Annotated in this window: 21 protein-coding genes; 20 read left to right on the forward strand and 1 reads right to left on the reverse strand. The window is 38.9% G+C overall.

The features are described 5' to 3' along the window. The first annotated feature begins 97 nt into the window (after positions 1–97). The 9 genes from GMB86_RS02960 (at position 98) to GMB86_RS02995 (ending at position 8885) form a co-directional block, all read left to right on the forward strand. The gene (locus GMB86_RS02960; RefSeq protein ID WP_155216670.1) at positions 98–487 is read left to right on the forward strand and encodes a response regulator; all 390 of its coding nucleotides are present in this window, start codon (positions 98–100) and stop codon (positions 485–487) included. A gap of 361 nt (positions 488–848) precedes the next feature. Beyond that, positions 849–1703 carry a class II fructose-1,6-bisphosphate aldolase gene (fba, locus tag GMB86_RS02965; RefSeq protein WP_155216672.1) on the forward strand — a complete coding sequence of 285 codons (855 nt, stop codon included), beginning with the start codon at positions 849–851 and terminating at the stop codon, positions 1701–1703. Between the two features lie 280 nt (positions 1704–1983). Then, complete coding sequence (gene fsa / locus GMB86_RS02970; protein ID WP_155216674.1) at positions 1984–2631, forward strand: fructose-6-phosphate aldolase; 648 nt, start codon at positions 1984–1986, stop codon at positions 2629–2631. Positions 2632–2963: 332 nt separating this feature from the next. Further along, complete coding sequence (locus GMB86_RS02975; RefSeq protein ID WP_155216676.1) at positions 2964–4250, forward strand: UDP-N-acetylglucosamine 1-carboxyvinyltransferase; 1287 nt, start codon at positions 2964–2966, stop codon at positions 4248–4250. An 804-nt stretch (positions 4251–5054) separates the two neighbouring features. After that, on the forward strand, positions 5055–6323 hold the full coding sequence (gene rho / locus GMB86_RS02980) for a transcription termination factor Rho (protein WP_155216678.1): 1269 nt from the start codon (positions 5055–5057) through the stop codon (positions 6321–6323). Positions 6324–6438: 115 nt separating this feature from the next. Then, positions 6439–6684 (forward strand): type B 50S ribosomal protein L31, encoded by a 246-nt coding sequence (locus GMB86_RS02985; RefSeq protein WP_141189690.1) that lies wholly within the window; start codon positions 6439–6441, stop codon positions 6682–6684. 92 nt (positions 6685–6776) lie between these two features. After that, complete coding sequence (locus GMB86_RS15900; protein WP_268987281.1) at positions 6777–6899, forward strand: hypothetical protein; 123 nt, start codon at positions 6777–6779, stop codon at positions 6897–6899. Between the two features lie 64 nt (positions 6900–6963). Continuing rightward, complete coding sequence (locus GMB86_RS02990; RefSeq protein WP_230458970.1) at positions 6964–7344, forward strand: hypothetical protein; 381 nt, start codon at positions 6964–6966, stop codon at positions 7342–7344. A gap of 224 nt (positions 7345–7568) precedes the next feature. Continuing rightward, positions 7569–8885 carry a cation:dicarboxylate symporter family transporter gene (locus GMB86_RS02995; protein WP_155216681.1) on the forward strand — a complete coding sequence of 439 codons (1317 nt, stop codon included), beginning with the start codon at positions 7569–7571 and terminating at the stop codon, positions 8883–8885. 221 nt (positions 8886–9106) lie between these two features. Here GMB86_RS02995 and GMB86_RS16135 read toward each other — a convergent pair whose 3' ends face one another. Next, on the reverse strand, positions 9107–9310 hold the full coding sequence (locus GMB86_RS16135; protein WP_408033825.1) for a hypothetical protein: 204 nt from the start codon (positions 9308–9310) through the stop codon (positions 9107–9109). Here GMB86_RS16135 and GMB86_RS15450 point away from each other — a divergent pair. From GMB86_RS15450 to GMB86_RS03055, 11 genes are all read left to right on the forward strand, one after another. After that, positions 9217–9471, forward strand: coding sequence for a hypothetical protein (locus tag GMB86_RS15450; RefSeq protein ID WP_196220113.1), 255 nt, complete (start codon positions 9217–9219; stop codon positions 9469–9471). The genes GMB86_RS16135 and GMB86_RS15450 overlap by 94 nt on opposite strands. Positions 9472–9812: 341 nt before the next feature. Beyond that, a complete protein-coding gene (locus tag GMB86_RS03010; RefSeq protein WP_155216685.1) occupies positions 9813–10427 on the forward strand; it encodes a thymidine kinase in 615 nt (204 codons plus the stop codon). A 238-nt stretch (positions 10428–10665) separates the two neighbouring features. Then, positions 10666–11739, forward strand: coding sequence for a peptide chain release factor 1 (prfA, locus tag GMB86_RS03015; RefSeq protein ID WP_155216687.1), 1074 nt, complete (start codon positions 10666–10668; stop codon positions 11737–11739). Then, the gene (gene prmC / locus GMB86_RS03020; RefSeq protein WP_155216689.1) at positions 11736–12605 is read left to right on the forward strand and encodes a peptide chain release factor N(5)-glutamine methyltransferase; all 870 of its coding nucleotides are present in this window, start codon (positions 11736–11738) and stop codon (positions 12603–12605) included. The genes prfA and prmC overlap by 4 nt, the downstream gene beginning before the upstream one ends. A gap of 445 nt (positions 12606–13050) precedes the next feature. After that, positions 13051–14082, forward strand: coding sequence for a stage II sporulation protein R (gene spoIIR / locus GMB86_RS15680; protein ID WP_230458971.1), 1032 nt, complete (start codon positions 13051–13053; stop codon positions 14080–14082). Positions 14083–14220: 138 nt separating this feature from the next. Continuing rightward, complete coding sequence (locus GMB86_RS03030) at positions 14221–15264, forward strand: L-threonylcarbamoyladenylate synthase (protein WP_155216691.1); 1044 nt, start codon at positions 14221–14223, stop codon at positions 15262–15264. 149 nt (positions 15265–15413) lie between these two features. After that, positions 15414–15980 carry a manganese efflux pump MntP gene (locus tag GMB86_RS03035; protein WP_155216693.1) on the forward strand — a complete coding sequence of 189 codons (567 nt, stop codon included), beginning with the start codon at positions 15414–15416 and terminating at the stop codon, positions 15978–15980. A 170-nt stretch (positions 15981–16150) separates the two neighbouring features. Then, a complete protein-coding gene (locus tag GMB86_RS03040) occupies positions 16151–16789 on the forward strand; it encodes a low molecular weight protein arginine phosphatase (RefSeq protein WP_155216695.1) in 639 nt (212 codons plus the stop codon). A gap of 176 nt (positions 16790–16965) precedes the next feature. After that, entirely contained in the window at positions 16966–17553 is a 588-nt protein-coding gene (locus GMB86_RS03045) for a TIGR01440 family protein (protein ID WP_155216697.1), read from the forward strand. 389 nt (positions 17554–17942) lie between these two features. After that, complete coding sequence (locus GMB86_RS03050) at positions 17943–18599, forward strand: potassium channel family protein (protein ID WP_155216699.1); 657 nt, start codon at positions 17943–17945, stop codon at positions 18597–18599. Positions 18600–18752: 153 nt separating this feature from the next. Beyond that, positions 18753–19994, forward strand: coding sequence for a serine hydroxymethyltransferase (locus GMB86_RS03055; RefSeq protein WP_155216701.1), 1242 nt, complete (start codon positions 18753–18755; stop codon positions 19992–19994). Positions 19995–20046 lie beyond the last annotated feature (52 nt).

Here is a 20046-nt window from a genome sequence, read left to right on the forward strand (position 1 = left end):
AATTTAGCGAAAGTTGTCATTATCAAGTTTGAAATGGTAATTTAAATAAAAAAACAACGATATGATCCGACTTTTATTGAATAGAGGAGTGAAAAATATGAAATTTGATCAACATCAAGAGCCGGCCATATTAATAGTAGATGACCAATTTGGTATACGCATCTTATTAAATGAAATCTTTCAAAAAGAAGGATATCAAACCTACACGGCATCAAATGGAGTACAGGCGCTAGAAATTGTCCAAGAATATCATCCGGATCTCGTTATATTAGACATGAAGATTCCTGGAATGGATGGTTTAGAAATATTAAAGCGAATAAAAGAAAAAGAATCAGATATTAAAGTCATTATTATGACAGCTTATGGAGAACTCGAAAAAATAAAACAAGCGATAGAAAGTGGAGCTATTACACATTTTGCAAAACCATTTGACATTGATGATGTACTCAATGCTGTAAAAAAAGAGCTTCCACTAAAATCAAAATAAATAAGGATCACCACACCACTGTGTGAATCAAGACAAGAAAAAATGTGGTCAGCTCATTACATAAGAATAATGGTATATAAACAACCTGAATTGAGAATATATGTTCTCAATTTATTTTATCAAAAATTTTTTAATTAAGCAAGTATAGATTGTAAAAGTTTGCAAAGAATACAATTGAGACTGAATCGCCACATATTGAAAAATCTTGACACACAATTTTCTTGTTTTTGTAATGATTTATTCTTATAGTATGTTATGCTATACTAGTAGTCGAAAAAAGTAGCATGACCTAAAAAATACGAACAAAGAATATGTTAAACGTTTTAGGACGTGCCGATATATTTAAGGAGGATGAAGATTTATGGCTCTCGCTTCTATGACAGAAATGCTAAATAAAGCAAAAGACGGTAAATATGCAGTTGGTCAATTTAATATCAATAACCTAGAATGGACACAAGCTATTCTACAAGCAGCAGAAGAAGAAAAATCTCCAGTGATTTTAGGGGTTTCTGAAGGTGCTGCAAAATACATGGGTGGATTCCCAGTGGTAACAGCTATGGTTAATGCTCTTGTAAAAACAATGAACATTACTGTTCCTGTAGCCATTCACTTAGACCATGGACAAAGCTTCGAAAATTGTAAAGCTGCGATTGATGCAGGATTTACTTCTGTTATGATCGATGGATCACATCATCCAATCGATGAAAACATCGCTATGACTCAAGAAGTCGTTAAATATGCACACGAAAAAGGCGTTTCTGTAGAAGCCGAAGTTGGTACTGTAGGCGGAAAAGAAGACGGCGTTGTCGGTGGTGTTACATATGCTGACCCACAAGAATGTTTGCGTATTGTTAAAGAAGCAGAAATCGATTGCCTAGCTGCAGCTCTTGGATCTGTACACGGCGACTACGACGGCGAGCCAAAACTTGGTTTCGACGAAATGAAAGAAATTTCTGAGTTAACAGGTGCTCCTCTCGTATTACACGGTGGTTCAGGTATCCCTGAACATCAAATCAAAAAAGCAATTGAACTAGGTCACAGCAAAATCAATGTAAACACTGAATGTCAACAAGTTTGGACAGCTGCTGTACGTGAAAAATTAAACAACGACAGCAAAGTTTACGATCCACGTAAAGTCATCGGACCTGGTAAAGCAGCTATCGTTAATACAGTTAAAGCTAAAATTGAAGAATTTGGTTCAAACGGTAAAGCTTAATTCATTTTTAGTATGATTTAGGATGTATAAATGTTTAAAAAGACAAGGCATAAGATCATCAAATGAAGGTAAATAAACTTTCATAAGATCGGTTTTATGCCTATCTGTCTATATAAGAGCAAGAATGGTTAGCCTTCAAGTTCTCTAGTAATGAAAAATTTCAAAAATTCTCACTATGCTTCATCTCATTTTCCAAGCAGAAAATATACTATTCGAGAAATTCTCAAGTATAATAAGAGGGAAAGAGAAAGAGGCAGTTAATCATAGAGGAGGATGTGTTATGAAGTTTTTCATTGATACAGCTAACATTGATGAAATTAAGGAAATCAATAATCTTGGCGTTCTATCAGGTGTAACAACAAACCCATCACTCGTTGCAAAAGAAGGTGTTGATTTTCATGAACGTTTACGTGAAATCACATCTATCGTTAAAGGCTCTGTAAGCGCTGAGGTTGTCTCGACTACAGCAGAGGAAATGATTCCAGAAGGTAAAGAATTGGCAGCGATTGCACCCAATATTACGGTTAAAGTGCCTATCACATCAGAAGGTTTAAAGGCTGTCCATGCTTTTAGTGAAGCTGGAATAAAAACAAACGTAACATTGATCTTTTCTGCTAACCAAGCTCTTCTTGCAGCACGTGCAGGAGCGACCTATGTATCTCCTTTTGTAGGAAGATTAGATGATATTGGTCGAGATGGAATTGGATTAATTGCCCAAATATCTAAATTGTTTAAATTACATGATCTTGATACACAAATCATTGCAGCTTCTGTTCGCCATACGATACATTTAACTCAAGCGGCAGAAAATGGTGCACATATCGCAACAATCCCATATAAAGTATTTAATCAAGCTCTTCAGCATCCATTAACGGATAAAGGTTTGAGTAACTTTCTAGCAGATTGGGAAAAATACAAAAACCATTAATCCACAAAGAAGGTCAACTCTTTAGGAAACCTTTATGTGATTTAAGGTTTCCTCTTTTTTAAATCAATCCAACTCATACATAAGAATGTGATTTTAGTGAGTGATAAAAATAAAGATCTATTAGCTCGAATTTTTACCAGATCAGTGGGCCACGAGAACAACCCCTTTTAATCTTCTTGATACTCATTCATAGTTTCCAAACGAGTAACAAGCCCCTGATGAACGTTTCATTATTATGAAACTAAGCGAGCTTAACACCTGAATTGGGTTTTTGACATCTTTATTTAAACTCGTCATTCATAAAAATCCACCGTTCAGAAAAGGAGTAAATCATGGAGAAATTAATGATAGAAGGCGGTCATCGTCTAACAGGAACTGTACAAGTTAGTGGCGCTAAAAATAGTGCAGTTGCGCTTATTCCAGCTGCTATATTAGCTAATTCAAAAGTCACAATTGAACAACTCCCAGACATATCAGACGTCAGGAATCTTTGCGAATTACTTATGGAAATTGGCGGAGATGTCAGTTTCAAGAATAATACATTAACTGTTAATCCTGAAAATATGATTGATATGCCTCTTCCAAATGGTAGTGTAAAAAAATTACGTGCTTCTTATTATCTGATGGGTGCCATGTTGGGTCGATTTAAAAGAGCGGTTATTGGACTTCCAGGAGGATGCAATCTTGGACCACGTCCTATTGATCAACATATTAAAGGCTTTGAAGCATTGGGCGCAAAAGTCACAAATGAAAGAGGCGCTATCTACTTACGAGCTGAAGAACTTCGTGGAGCAAGAATTTATTTGGATGTTGTCAGTGTCGGTGCCACCATTAATATAATGCTCGCAGCTGTCAAAGCAAAAGGACAAACGATTATTGAGAATGCGGCTAAAGAACCTGAAATTATTGATGTAGCCACGTTATTAACAAGTATGGGCGCTAAAATAAAAGGGGCTGGAACAGATGTTATCCGGATTGAAGGCGTATCTGAGTTAAATGGCTGCCGTCATTCCATTATTCCAGATCGCATTGAAGCAGGGACATTTATGGTCATTGCGGCTGCTGTAGGTGAAAGAGTGACGGTTGACAACGTCATTCCGCAACACTTGGAGTCTTTAATAGCAAAACTTAGAGAGATGGGTATTAATGTTGAAATAGATGATGACCAAGTTATTGTATCACGATCAGAAGAACCACTGAAAAAAGTGGATATTAAAACACTGGTATACCCTGGCTTTCCAACGGATTTGCAACAACCTTTAACGAGTTTGTTAACTCAAGTCCATGGAACCAGTATCGTGACAGACACCATTTATAGCTCTCGTTTCAAACATATCGATGAACTACGTCGAATGGGTGCAGATGTTAAAGTTGAAGGACGGTCGTCTATAATATTAGGTCCAACTCATCTTCAAGGAGCTAAGGTTAAAGCCACCGATTTAAGAGCAGGTGCGTCCCTAGTGATAGCTGGACTCTTAGCAGATGGAGTAACAGAAATTCAAGGACTCGAGCATATTGATCGAGGATATAGTCATTTAGTTGAAAAACTACAACAACTAGGGGCTCACATTTGGCGTGAAAACATGGATATGGAAGAACAACGTATTTTATCGAAATAGATGGTAAGATATTAAAAAACGTGAATCATCAATCAGTGAGGGTTCCTCATCCCTACCTAGGAATGCTCGTTAACACTCACTGCCTTGAGGTTGAGGTCAATACACGCCGTTAATACGGAACAAATCCTCTTCATGATTCCGTAGAGGCAGATTAGATCAAGTGAGGCATACCCTCCTCACTTGATGATGAATGCAAAAAGAAATTAAATAAAAGTAACCGCATACAAATCACTTGTAAAATATGACGATTAGGCGTATAATCAATTTATTATCATTGCAAAAACATCAAAAATGATACATGCTGCCTTATGACAAGGGTATATAAAGATAATTAGTGGATCGTTTAATTAAAGATCTTCTAGAATATAAAGAAGAAAAGAGTAACACAGATAATCCCTCTATTATATTAAAAATACTTATGTTTAAATTTATACTTATCGACATTAAAAAAGATGGCCATACTAACTGGTATGCATACACCCAGTTAATGTCCATTAATCAGAAAAAACGTAACTTTAAGAAACAGACATGAATCATCCACGTCTCATCTTAAAGTGATTTAATATAAAGTTATTTTTATAAGTAGAGAATGATCATAATCATATGCTTAACTCCTCATCTTACGCAAAACATTTTTCTTTCAGGAAACTCCTTAATGCCTTCAAAGTAGAGTGTTGTCCATGTAGAAGAATAAATAGGGTTACATGCTATTTTTTCTAGACCTTATGAACGCTCCAGAGGAATTGACCTTCAAATAAGTTAGATTAATTTCAGTGAATGAATAAATAGAAGTGTGGTGTGATAATGACAGTTACATTAGCAGAATTAGAAAATATGAAACTAAAAGATTTATATCAACATGCGAAAAACTATAAGGTTTCTTATTATAGTAAGTTAAATAAGCGTGAACTTATCTTTTCAATACTTAAAGCACAAGCTGAAAAAGACGGATTATCCTTTATGGAAGGTATTCTTGAAGTTATTCCAACAGAAGGTTTTGGATTCTTAAGACCAATTAATTTTTCTCCAAGCTCAGAAGATATTTATATCTCAGCTTCCCAAATTAGACGATTTGATTTAAGAAATGGGGACAAAGTATCGGGTAAAGTAAGACCACCCAAAGAAAATGAACGTTATTATGGTTTGTTACATGTTGAGGCAGTCAATGGTGAAGCCCCTGATACAGCGAAAGAACGCGTCCACTTCCCAGCACTAACACCCTTATATCCGCAACGTAAGATGACACTAGAAACAACGAAAGAGAATTTTTCAACACGTATTATCGATCTCGTTTCTCCCGTAGGATACGGACAACGTGGGTTAATTGTTGCTCCTCCAAAAGCTGGTAAAACAACTCTACTTAAAGAAATTGCCAATAGTATTACTATCAATCATCCGGATGCTGAATTAATTGTGCTCTTAGTTGATGAACGTCCTGAGGAAGTGACAGATATTGAACGTTCAGTTAAAGGCGATGTGGTCAGTTCAACATTTGATGAAGTGCCTGAAAACCATATCAAAGTAGCTGAATTAGTGTTAGAAAGAGCAATGAGACTTGTAGAGCATAAAAAAGATGTTGTCATTTTGATGGATAGTATTACACGTCTTGCAAGAGCCTATAACTTGGTTATTCCACCAAGTGGACGTACTCTTTCTGGTGGGATTGATCCAGCAGCTTTCCACCGTCCAAAACGATTTTTTGGTGCGGCAAGAAACATCGAGGAAGGCGGAAGTTTGACCATTCTTGCAACTGCATTAGTGGATACGGGATCACGTATGGACGATGTTATCTATGAAGAGTTCAAAGGAACAGGTAATATGGAGCTCCATCTAGATCGGAAATTAGCAGAAAGACGCATCTTCCCGGCTATTGACATCCGGAGATCTGGTACACGTAAAGAAGAACTTCTTGTAGAAAAGGACCATTTAGAAAAATTATGGTCGATGCGTAAGACAATGGATGAGTCACAAGACTTTGTGGAACGTTTCTATAAACGTTTGAAAACAACGAAAAACAACCAAGAATTCTTTGACATCTTTGACAAAGAAAAAAGTGGCCTCGCAAAAGTTTGAGCATAAAGACCATAAAAAGATTAACTTGCCAAACATACGTGGGCTTGTTATAATAAACGCTGTGCAATAAAACTCTAATTTGAGATAAAATTAGGGCATAAAGGAGATGAAACATATGAAACCTGAAATCCATCCAGATTACCATAAAGTTGTATTTATGGATTCAAGTACTGAATTCAAATTCTTGAGTGGATCAACAAAAAAATCAAATGAAACGATCGTTTGGGAAGATGGCAATGAATATCCATTAATCCGTCTTGAGGTAACTTCTGACTCTCACCCATTCTACACTGGTCGTCAAAAATTTGCTGAAAAAGGCGGACGTGTTGATCGCTTTAAACAAAAATACAATCTTAAATAATAGGCAGGGTTACCTTGCCTGTTTTTTTATGCTTAAAAATAGACTTTTCAACTTGGCCGCAGGGGAAGGGAACCCTGTGGCTTTTTGGCGTTTTGATGCAATCTGGATTTGAAGGGATGCCATTCTGCGGAGGTGGTGCAATCCTGGCTGGAAGTGATGCAATCCTGGCTGGAAGTGGTGCAATTTTGGCTAGAGGTGGTGCAATCCAGATTTGAAGTGGTGCAATCTTAGCTAGAGGTGGTGCAATACGGATTTGAAGTGGTGCAATCTTAGCTAGAGGTGGTGCAATCCGGATTTGAAGTGGTGCAATCTTGGCTGGAAGTGGTGCAATCTGGACTTGAATTAGTGCAATCCAAGCTGGAAGCGGCTCAATTCCGTCTCGAAGTGGCTCAATCCCGTCTCGAAGCAGCTCAATCCCTTTATGAAGTGGCTCAATTCTGTCTCGGAGTGGCTCAATCCCTTTATGAAGCGGCTCAATTCTGTCTCGGAGCACCTCAATTCCATATCGAAGCGGCTCAATCCCGTATCAGAGTAGCTCAATTCCATATCGAAGCGGCTCAATCCCGTCTCAGAGTAGCTCAATTCCAAGTCGAAGCGGTTCAATCCCATCACGAAGTAATGCAATCCTACCTGAGAGAGTGTGATCCCACGCAAAGTTAGTAAATCAACATACCCCAAACTTTTTGCATTTCCGATCAATAAAGTACAATCTCGCCTGAAACAAATGACATCCTCCTCGAACACATATAACGCATGTACAAAATAAACAAAATACATATAATAATTTATACAAATATAACAATGACAAGGTTGCCTTGCTTAGTGTATTATTATAAACAATAGTTAGAAAATTCAAATGACATCTTGAGAAGGGATATTAGACGATGAAAATATCTGAAACCGAAATTAAGCGTAAGCCGCTTTTTAAAAATCTGTTTTTTCAGATTATGTTAGCGATTGTTGTAGGTATTTTAGTCGGTTATTTATGGCCAAGCGTCGGTAATGCTCTTAAACCCATTGGTGATGGGTTCATCAAACTCATAAAAATGATCATATCACCTCTCGTTTTTGGCGTTGTCGTTGTAGGTATTGCAAAAGTAGGTAATATTAAAACGGTCGGCCGAATTGGTGGAAAAACGTTACTTTATTTTGAAATCGTAACGACCTTTGCATTAATCATTGGTCTTGTAGTAGCCAATTTAATGAATCCAGGAACAGGATTGAATATTGATCCTTCAAGTTTAAGTTCAGGTGAAGTCGATGCAAAGACAGGTGGATCACATCTTCCGAGCGAAGGTGACTTTTTCTTAAATATGATTCCAGACAGTGTGGTTGGGGCTTTTGCCAATAACTCGATGCTACAAGTTCTCCTGTTTTCTTGTATGTTTGGTATCGCTCTTCTTCAAATAGGCGGGCGCACGTCCGAAGTTGTTCTGGATACGTTAGATCAACTAAATAAGGTCCTGTTTAAAATTATGGAATACATAATTCATTTAACAGCTCTTGCAACATTTAGTGCGATGGCCTTTGCAGTTAGTCAATATGGTTTAACTACACTCTCCTCATTTGGTAAACTCTTTATTGCTATGACGATCGCATGCCTTGGATTTATCCTTCTATTGGCAGTGATATTAAGGATATTCTTAAAACTCAGTCTATGGAAAGTCATCTTATATATTCGTGAAGAGATCATGCTTGCTTTTGCTACTGGTTCAACAGAGGCGGTCATGCCGCAATTAATGGACAAGTTTGAGCACGCAGGGTGCAATAAGGCGGTGGTCGGTCTAGTTGTACCAACTGGCTACTCTTTTAATTTAGATGGAGCATCCATTTATCTTTCTCTATCAGTTGTATTTCTGTCGCAGTCTGTAGGTATTGACTTAAGTATCGGTGAACAGATTCTCATTCTCGGTGTCCTATTACTTACATCAAAAGGGATGGCAGGAATTCCTGGTTCAGCATTTGTTGCCTTATCTGCAACAGCTGCTGCAACGAACTCTATTCCAGTTGCAGCCGTAGCACTCATGCTTGCACCAGACCGATTTATGGGAAATTATCGAACAACGGTGAATATTATTGGCTATGCTGTTGCAACTTTCATTATCGCACGATGGGAAAACCTGCTTGACATATCACAAGCTAAAAAAGTTCTTTACCATCAAGACTTAGATAATAAACCAAAGTTAAAAGAAATTAGCTAAACTATTTAAATAAGTGGTTATTAAAAGTATGGTTCTAATCAGGATCATACTTTTTAATTTATTTTAACTATCCTAACCATAGACACAGGATTTCTTTTATGCTATCAAGTAGTGGCATTTGAGCTTGAGCCATTCCTTGTAAAGTTACGCTGGTCTTTCTCGCAGAAGGCTAATAACAGGAAGAGTAGCTCAATTCTTTTATGAAGCGGCTCAATTCCATCTCAGAGCAGCTCAATCCCATGTTGAAGCGCCTCAATTCCGTCTCGGGGTAGCTCAATTCCATTTCGAAGTAGCTCAATTATGTCGTGAAGGGGCTCAATTCCGTTTTGAGGTGGCGCATTTCCGTTTTGAAGTTGTGCAATCCCGCCTTGAAGTTGTGCAATCCCGCCTTGAAGTTGTGCAATTCCGTCTTGAAGTAGTGCAATTCCATCTTGAAGTGGTGCAATCCCGTTCGGATGTGGTGCATTCCCGGCCGGAAGCGGTGCAATCCCGTTCGGAAGTGGTGCAAACCCGGCCGGAAGTGGCGCAATCCATATCCAAAGTGGCTCAATTCATCGCAAAGCAGCAAAGCTCAATTAAGCAGTGAAGCGGCTCAATTCCTTCATAGAGTAGCTCAATTCCATGTCGAAGCGCCTCAATACTGCTTCGAAGTAGCTCAATTATGCCATGAAGCAGCTCAATCCCGTTCCGAGGCGCCTCAATTCCATAGCAAATCGCCTCAATTCCCTATCGAAGCGGCTCACAACTTGCCAGTACATCTCCCAACATGCTCAAAATCAATGACTTGAAAAAATAAGCAACAAAGCACACACTAATATAAAATACCACCCTTATTCTTTTGCCATGATCGTGATATAATTTTTAATCATATATAAATTTGCGCATAGGACGATGCCAAAGAGAATGAAGGAAAGGTTGTGAACGTCCATGCAATGGACAACCCAAACGGGCTGGGTAGAATGTATTTGTGGAAGTATGTTTTCGGGAAAATCAGAAGAACTGATAAGACGTGTTAGAAGAGCCAGCTTTGGAAAACAAAAAATTCAAGTTTTTAAGCCTGCTATAGATAATCGATACAGTGATGAAGCCGTTGTTTCACATACAGGGACCACCGTAATGGCCATACCGGTAAAAACGTCAAAAGATATCATGGATGCGATTCTTCCAGATACGCAAGTTGTTGCAATAGATGAGATTCAATTTTTCGACGAGGATATTGTACAAGCTATTCAAGAACTTGCTGATCGAGGCCTGCGCGTTATTGTGGCGGGTCTTGATATGGATTTTAGAGGAGAGCCGTTTGAGCCTGTGCCATCGATCATGGCCATTAGTGAAGAGGTAACAAAACTTAATGCTGTGTGTATGGTATGTGGTTCACCAGCGAGTCGGACTCAGCGACTCATTGACCACAGGCCAGCCTCTTATAATGACCCTATTATTCTTGTTGGTGCGAGTGAATCGTATGAAGCACGCTGTCGTCATTGTCATGAAGTCCCAGGAAAGCCTGAAAATCGGTTTAAGAAAGAACAGGTCAATAAATGAACAATTGATAGTCAAAGGTAGCCTATACCTTTGGCTATCATTATGGCTTTCTTTTACTTAAAACAAAGGATTTTTGACGATTAGGACGGACGTATAATATAATAAAGTGAATAGAATGAACGTAGAATGTTTACTTTTGCAAAAAGTTAAACCATTTTTTCCTATCTTAATGATCTTAAATAGAATAAGATACACGGATGTTGGTTAGAGTGAAAAGGAATAGTAGGGGTGAAAAGGCATGTTTGATCGATTACAGTCGCTAGAAGATCGTTATGATAAATTAAATCAATTACTTTCCGATCCTGAGGTCATCAGTGACTCAAATAAATTACGTGAGTATTCCATTGAGCAATCTGAACTCGAAGAAACAGTTCTCGCTTATCGTGAATACAAAACGGTTAAAGAAGAATTAACAGAAGCAAAAGCCATGCTGGATGATAAATTGGATGCTGAAATGAAAGAAATGGTTCGCGGAGAAATTAGTGAACTCGAAGAAAGAAAAGAGGCTCTTGAAGAAAAATTAAAATTATTACTTATTCCGAAAGACCCGAATGATGAGAAGAACGTAATTGTTGAGATACGCGGGGCAGCAGGTGGCGATGAAGCAGCGTTATTTGCTGGGAACTTATTTAAAATGTACTCCCGCTATGCAGAAGCACAAGGCTGGAAAACGGAAGTCATTGAATCAAGTCCGAGTGAAGTCGGTGGATATAAAGAAGTGATCTTCATGATCACGGGTAAAGGGGCTTATTCGAAACTCAAATATGAAAATGGAGCACACCGTGTTCAACGAGTACCGGAGACGGAATCAGGCGGCAGAATTCATACATCAACGGCAACCGTCGCTGTCCTTCCCGAGGCAGAAGAAGTTGAGGTTGATATTAATGAAAAAGATATCCGTGTGGACCGTTTTGCCTCAAGTGGACCAGGTGGGCAAAGTGTTAATACGACCATGTCAGCGGTTCGTTTGACACACATTCCAACAGGTATTGTCGTTTCTTGCCAAGACGAAAAGTCTCAAATTAAAAATAAAGAAAAGGCCATGAAAGTTTTACGTGCCCGTGTCTATGATAAATTCCAAAAAGAAGCTCAAGCGGAATACGATACAACGCGGAAATCAGCTGTCGGTACAGGAGATCGTTCGGAACGTATACGAACTTACAACTTTCCACAGAGCCGTGTTACCGATCACCGAATTGGTTTGACCATCCAAAAACTAGATCAAATTTTAGATGGTAAACTCGATGAGATTATTGATGCTCTTATCTTAGACGAACAAGCCAAACAGATAGAACAGGCGGAAGCACAATGACTCAAAAACGTTTCGAAGCCCTAAATTGGGCTTCTTCTTTTTTAAGTAAACATGACCGTGATGCCAACATCGGAGAAATTCTTCTTTGTCATCGTCTAGGAATAACTCGGACTAAGCTTCTTGTAGATATTCGGGAACCTTTAACTGAAGAGGATGAAAAATGGTTCAAGAATTGTGTGATCCACCATGTTAAGACAGGAGAACCCGTTCAATATATGACCGGTACGGAAAGTTTTTTTGGACATACGTTTCATGTCTCACCAGCGGTATTAATTCCAAGACCTGAAACAGAAGAATTAATTGAATGGGTAAAGAAGTGGGCTAGTCGTTATTTTCCCCATAAGAAAGAGTTATCAGTATGTGATATCGGAACGGGTAGCGGTGCAATAGCCATCACCTTAGCACTCGAAAAACCAGAATGGCACGTATCGACAGTGGATCTTTCAGCTGACGCTATTAAAGTTGCCAAAGATAATGCAAAAAATCTACATGCCTCGGTTGATTTCTACGAAGGCAGCTTTCTTCAGCCACTTATTGATCATGATATAAAAGTAGATATTTTAGTATCCAATCCTCCTTACATCTCAAAAGAAGGCATGCGCTCACTTCAAGATGTCGTGAAGGATCACGAACCGCATTTGGCGCTTAGTGGAGGAGAGGATGGGTTAGATGCTTATCGATGCATCTTAAAAGAAGTACGCCAAATCATGAAAGATCAACTCTTGATTGGGTTTGAGATTGGTTATGATCAGGGAGAAGCGATACAAAATCTTATTAAACAAACGTTTGATGAACAGATTGAGGCGCTCGAAGTGATGAAAGATATCAATGGAAATGATCGTGTTGCTCTTGCTTTTATCAAATAATTAGTAAGAGACATTAGCAGCCTTCCCTTTTCAGATTTCCTGACATGTTCAAAGATATAGGGATGGCATTAATAAATAGAATGATTTAAGTGCGTGTTCAAAAAGGTTACAAATTAGGAGTAAGAAGATAAGAGCGCGCTGATTTGAAGAGGAATGTAGGTTTTTGCTACATGAGGACTGGCCTTCCACAGGATGTGGTGGCTTTAGGCGCCAGCCACAGGACGTGAGCGATTTTAGTTGAAGCTCCTCTTGGCCAACACTGAGATTCATATCCTATCACTTGGTGACTTTTTGAACAACCTCTTTAACAAATCTATTAAATCGTCACCTTACAAAAAGGAATGGAATCTCTTAAAAATCTCCCTTGTCGAAATAAGTTGAACATTTCTAGGTTTGATTTTTGTCCGTTTCGTCCACACTGTTTTTAGAAGGGCGGGATGATGAAATGAAAAAACGACTAGCACTTATTTCTATTTTATCTCTTATTCTATTAATCACGTTTATGCAAATTCAGCAAAATCTATCAAACGCACAAAATAATAAAACTCGTATTCCAAAAGACGCCATTAGACTTCGTATCTTAGCAAATAGTGATTCAGCAGCTGACCAAGCCGTTAAACGTCAAATTCGTGACGAAGTCAATCAAAATATTGAAGGTTGGGTTCGTGATTTAAAAACGACCGAACAAGCAAAAGACGTCATACTCTCACATATGGATGATTTGAATAAAGTTGTTGCGAAAAAATTGAAAGAGATGCATTTGAATGAATCATTTACGATTAAATTAGGGAAAGCAGACTTTCCAACTAAAATGTATGGCGGTTATGTTTATCCTGCAGGTCAATATCAAGCGCTCGTTGTGAGATTAGGTCAAGGAGAGGGAGCAAATTGGTGGTGCGTGTTATTCCCTCCATTATGTTATCTTGATTTCTCTAATGGAGATGCCATAAAACCGGACGATCATATTGCTTCAGCAGCTGAAAAAGCATCGAATGAGTCTGTATCAGAAGGAACTATTATCAAAGAAAAACGCACTCGAAATCAATTAGACGAAGCAAATAAAGAGAAAACGCAAACCCAAAGCGAGACGCAAACCCAAAGTGAAACGCAAACCCAAAGTGAAACGCAAACCCAAAACGAGACACAAATCCAAAGTGAGTCGCAAACTCAAAGAGAGACACAAACTCAAAGTGAAACGCAAACCCAAAGTGAAACGCAAACCCAAAGTGAAGCTCAGACTCAAAGTAAGGCACAAACGAACAGAGATGCACAAACTGAGAGCAAGGCGAAAACTCAAAAAGAAGCAGAAACACAAAATGGAAGACAAACGGAAAGTGAAGTACAGACTCAAAACGAGGTACAGCCTCAAAGTGAAACCGTGACACAAGAACCTGAACATCAAGAAACTCACAAACAAGTTAAAGTGAAATTTTTCTTATTTGATGCTTTGGAAAATATTAAAAACTCGATTTTTTAAGAGAGAATGGGTTAAATGATGGTTATGCTAGACTTTGATCAGTGGTTATTCATTTACAATAACGAAGGATGTTGCCATAATAATAAAGGATGTTTCTAAACACACGGTTTGAAATTTATTTTAGAGGAGATAGTAAAGATGGTTGAGACGAAAATTTGGCAAGTTGATCGCACAGAACGTCATTTAGAAAATAATCCAATGATTATTGAAGCTGCAGAAATTCTAAGGCAAAATGACGTCGTGGCATTCCCAACCGAAACGGTCTATGGCCTAGGTGGAAATGCAAAATCTGATGAAGCGATACAACGTATTTACACTGCCAAGGGACGACCAAGTGATAATCCTCTCATCGTTCATGTAGCATCAAAGGATCAGGTAGACGCGATCTGTACGGATATTACGCCTTTAGCTCGGAAATTAATGAATGCTTTTTGGCCAGGCCCACTTACACTTGTATTACCGAAACGCGGAGACATATCCACTCGGGTAACGGCGGGTCTATCGACAGTTGCCGTTCGGATGCCAAATGATCCGATTGCAAGAGCTATTATCAGTGTAGCCAACCTTCCGATCGCGGCACCTTCAGCTAACTTATCCGGAAAACCAAGCCCAACGCTTGCCAAGCATGTTATTGAGGATTTAAATGGCAAAATTGCAGGTATCGTAGATGGTGGAGCAACTGGTGTGGGCGTGGAATCAACGGTTCTTGATTGCACGACGACACCTTTTACCATCCTACGTCCAGGTGGTATTTCAAAAGAGCAACTTATAGACGTGGTTGGTTTAGTATCGGATGATCCCGCCCTCACCCGAACAGATCAAACACCGAAAGCACCTGGAATGAAATATAAGCACTATGCTCCAAAGGCTTTGATGTACATGGTTCCTAAAGGAAAAGAAACCATACAAGCTCTTGTTAATCATGACAAAGAACATGGCCAACGTGTTGGCGTCCTCACGACGGATGAAAACGTGCATCGTTACCTTAATGCAGATGTGGTGATTTCCTGTGGAGAGCGGGCTCAATTATCAACAGTTGCCCATCAACTTTATCAAACATTAAGAGAATTTGATGAGGCAAATGTCGACGTCATTTATAGTGAAACTTTCCCAGATGAAGGCATTGGCCAAGCGATTATGAATAGACTATCAAAAGCTGCTGCAGGAAGAATAATTGAATAATGGATATAGGAAACTAGTCATCCTCGATGTTTTAAGATGACTGGTTTTTTGCATGAAATGATAGGCTTGTTCAATCCCTTCTTCTAAAAACCAAAGGACATGCATAGAGTATCATAGTCACATGTTTTTTAAGAAGGGAGATCGACCACATGGTAGAAAATGCAAGCCAGTTATTTAATCATGTGATGACACTAGTCATCATGGCGATCGCATTAGGGATGGATGCACTTTCAGTGGGATTAGGAATGGGAATGCTCACTTTAAGATATAAACAAATTTTTAAAATTGGACTGGTTATCGGCGTATTCCATATGATTATGCCATTAATTGGGATTGCTATTGGTGAATTATTATCTCAGCATTTTGGAGAAATGTCTCAAATAGCAGGTGGTATTCTTTTAGTTCTTTTAGGTGGACAAATGATCTTCTCTTCATTTGGAAGGGGCGATGAACCCATCATTAGACCCGTTGGATTTGGTCTTTTTGTATTCGCCTTTAGTGTGAGTTTAGATAGTTTCTCAGTCGGATTAAGTCTAGGAATATATGGTGCCAAAATCGTCCTAACGATTATTTTATTTGGTTTAACAAGTATGGTTTTAACATGGGTTGGTCTAGTCATTGGAAGAAATTTTAGACATTTTGTTGGTCATTACAGTGAAGCCTTTGGTGGACTTATTCTTTTAATATTTGGCGTTAAATTACTTCTTCACGTCTAAAACACGAATTGATATGAGAGAAAAGCGAATCTTATGAACAGCGTAAGATTCGTATTTTTAATTTCTGTCCTTTGGCGTGGGGGTTTTTAAACTCTAATCAGCAAAGAAAAAGTGAAATAGTGGTTTCAAATATAAATTGTTGTATCATATAGAAAAGGGGGTGTTGATTCTTGAAAAATATTCTTTTTGTTTGTACGGGAAATACATGTCGGAGTCCAATGGCGGAAGCCTTGTTGAAAAATAAAGGGAAAGATTTATTTCAGGTGAAATCAGCTGGGTTATTTGCCATGACGGGAACGGATGCTCATCCTCATGCAAAAGACGTTTTGAAAAACCGAACCATCTCCATGGATCATAAATCAAAGCAAATTGGATCATCACTCACCGAATGGGCCGATCTTATCCTGACGATGACAGAAGAACATAAGCTGAGACTCTTAACTCAATTTCCTGACACGGTGGGCAAAGTCTTTACATTGAAAGAGTATGTCCTCTTTGAACTAGATCAAAAAGATCATTGGCAGCAATATCTTCAAGCGATTAGTGAACATGAGTCTAAAAAAACACTTTGGCTCCAAGAGTTACAAAATCCAAATCTTTCGGTTAGTGACCGATTAGAAAAAGAAGAGCGGTATCGTAAGGAAATTACAGAGAACGAATTAAAAATACAGGAATATCGGACAAAATTACCTAATTTGAACATTGCAGATCCTTATGGAGGTTCAAAGGAAGATTATGAACGAACATGTCGCCAATTAGAAGATCTAATAGACCAACTTGTGGAATATTTTAAAAAACACGACACATAACATGTCGATTAGTCGATTAAAGTCTTAAGTTGGATTACTTAGTGTTGAAATCTACAAGACATGACACGAATTTCCCGGGAAATGTGACAGAATATTACTTCAAACCATATGGCTTTGACGAACACTGATATAAAATGATCGTTATCCTGATAGAAAGGGCATAAAGGTGGATAAAAATGTCGATTGATATGAAAAATCAAATTAAAAGCCAATTGAAACAGGCACTTCATGATTTAAACAAAGCGATGCCATTAAATAGTGATCATCTTTTAGTCATAGGTGCAAGTACAAGCGAGATATTAGGGGAACGGATCGGGACTGCCGGAACCCTGGATGCGGCTGAAATGATCTATGAAGAACTGATGGAATTTAAAAAAGAAACAGGGGTACATTACGCCTTTCAATGCTGTGAACATCTTAATCGTGCCCTTGTTATGGAAAAATCCATCGCCAAAGAACAACGGTTTGACCAAGTGACTGTCACCCCTGTTCGTACAGCAGGCGGATCGATGGCAACCTATGCATATCAACACATTGATAATCCCGTGGTTGTTGAGTTCATCAAGGCAGATGCGGGAATTGATATTGGGGACACATTCATTGGAATGCATTTAAAGCATGTTGCTGTTCCAGTTCGAAGTACGATCAAAAGTATCGGACAGGCACACCTCACGATGGCTCGAACGAGGCCGAAGCTCATCGGTGGTGAACGAGCGGTGTATCCAGTTAAAGAACAGGTCTCTGTAAAACATGAATGTCAATAAAAAAAGATGGCCTTGATTTGAGGCTATCTTTTTTTATCCCGCATTAACAGCGGGTGCTGACCCCAACTTAAGGTAATGAGTGTAAACGAGCGTTCTCCTAGGTGGGAGATAACTGCCCCGGAGCCCGGCTGGTTCTAGGTTCAGTGGGGTTGAAGAACCCCCCATAGATTGAAGTTCACTTTATATTGAATGGCCACATTTTGATAAATTCCGGGCGTTTTAACCACATTATTTACCTTGTTCATGTAGTCCCGAAGGAAGACCGTGAGTCGAAATCACCTACCCTAATGAAATTGCCCAAGTTTGACGAAAAATGAGGAAACGATTAATGTAATTGGTAGATTGTTTCTAATGAAGAAGGACAAAAACTTGATAGAAGGTGAAAATAAATGGATAAACAATATGCAGTGATCGGATTGGGACGTTTTGGGGGGAGCATCTGCTTAGAATTTCAGAAAATGGGCTGTGAAGTTTTAGCCATAGACAAAGATATGAATCGTGTCAATGATTTTGCTGACATTGTCACTCAAGCTGTTCAAGCCGATTCAACAGACGAGAAGGCCCTTCAATCTCTTGGGATACGTAACTTCGATCATGTCATTGTTGCCATTGGAGAGGATATTCAAGCAAGCATCCTGACGACACTTCTTTTAAAAGAAGAAGGGGTTAGCGGCGTTTGGGTGAAGGCTCAAAATGACTATCATGCAAAAGTATTATCAAAGGTTGGTGCAGATCGAATCATTCACCCGGAAAGAGATATGGGAACAAGGGTGGCCCATCTTGTTTCATCTCATAAAATTATCGATTACATCGGATTGTCGGATGACCATAGTATTATAGAAATTGAGGTAACTGAAAAACTTATCAATCGAACGATATTAGATATCGACGTACGAGCCAATTACGGCTGTAATGTGATTGCCATAAAAAGAGGGAATGATTTTAAGGTAGCAGACATTGCCCGTCTTGTTTTACAAAAGGGCGATCGGTTGGTTCTCATTGGACTCAATAAAAATCTCACTCAGTTTGAAGAACAAGGAGTTTGACGTGTTTATCTTATAATAAACATTTCTATAAATGGATTCCTTTGTAAGTGAGAACAAAAGAATCTGATTTTTTTTTAAGATCAATTTTTTTTTGTGTCGAAAATGTGATAATATGATGATGAATCGACAAATTGAGAGGAGCTGCTCATTTTCATGAAGGCCTTAGAAACACAAGATCGTGAAGTTTTTGAAGCAATACAGAAAGAACTTGGACGACAAAGAGACAAGATTGAATTAATTGCTTCAGAAAATTTTGTAAGTGAGGCAGTATTGAATGCTGCTGGATCCGTATTAACAAATAAATATGCTGAAGGTTATCCTGCTCACCGCTACTACGGCGGTTGTGAATATGTGGATATTGTCGAAGATTTAGCCCGCGAAAGAGCTAAGAAGTTGTTCGGTGCTGAACATGTTAACGTCCAACCACACTCTGGTGCACAAGCTAACATGGGTGTTTATTTTAGCATCCTTGAAGCAGGCGACACTGTTTTAGGTATGAACCTATCTCATGGTGGCCACTTAACTCATGGTAGTCCTGTTAACTTTAGTGGGGTTCTATATAATTTTATTGAATATGGTGTAGACGAAACCACCCATCGCATTGATTACGATGATGTTAGAGAAAAAGCGTTAGCCAATAAACCAAAACTGATTGTGGCAGGGGCAAGTGCTTACCCAAGAGAGATCGACTTTAAACGATTTAGAGAAATTGCGGATGAAGTTGGCGCCTATCTCATGGTTGATATGGCCCACATTGCTGGACTTGTCGCAGCAGGACTTCATCAAAATCCAGTCCCTTACTGTGATTTTGTTACAACAACAACACACAAAACACTTCGCGGACCTCGTGGTGGCATGATTTTGTGTAAAGAAAAATATGCGAAAAAAATCGATAAATCCATCTTCCCTGGCATTCAAGGTGGTCCATTAATGCATATTGTCGCGGCAAAAGCTGTGGCACTTGGTGAAGCTCTCGAACCTTCTTTTAAAGACTATGCGAAACAAATCGTCTCTAACGCCAAAGCCTTTGCAGAAGCACTCGAAGCAAAAGGATTAACGTTAATTTCAGGTGGAACGGATAATCATCTTGTTCTTGTCGATGTTCGTAACCTTGGCCTTACAGGAAAAGCCGCTGAGCATGCTCTAGACGAAATCGGCATTACAACAAACAAAAATACCATTCCTTATGATCCAGCAAGCCCATTTGTCACAAGTGGAGTTCGTATGGGAACAGCAGCTGTTACCACACGTGGATTCAAGGAAGAAGACTTGGTCGAAGTTGCGGATATCATCGCAGAAACACTTAGAAATCCTGAAGATGAAGCCGTTCTTGGAAAATCAAGAGATCGAGTGAAACTATTAACTGAAAAATATCCAATGTACCCATCACTATAAGGGTTCAGATGTTTATCACTACGGGATGCTAATCACATTGATGGTAAGTAGA

Origin of the sequence: Terrilactibacillus tamarindi (genome assembly GCF_009718825.1) — a bacterium.
Taxonomy (GTDB): domain Bacteria; phylum Bacillota; class Bacilli; order Bacillales; family Sporolactobacillaceae; genus Terrilactibacillus; species Terrilactibacillus tamarindi.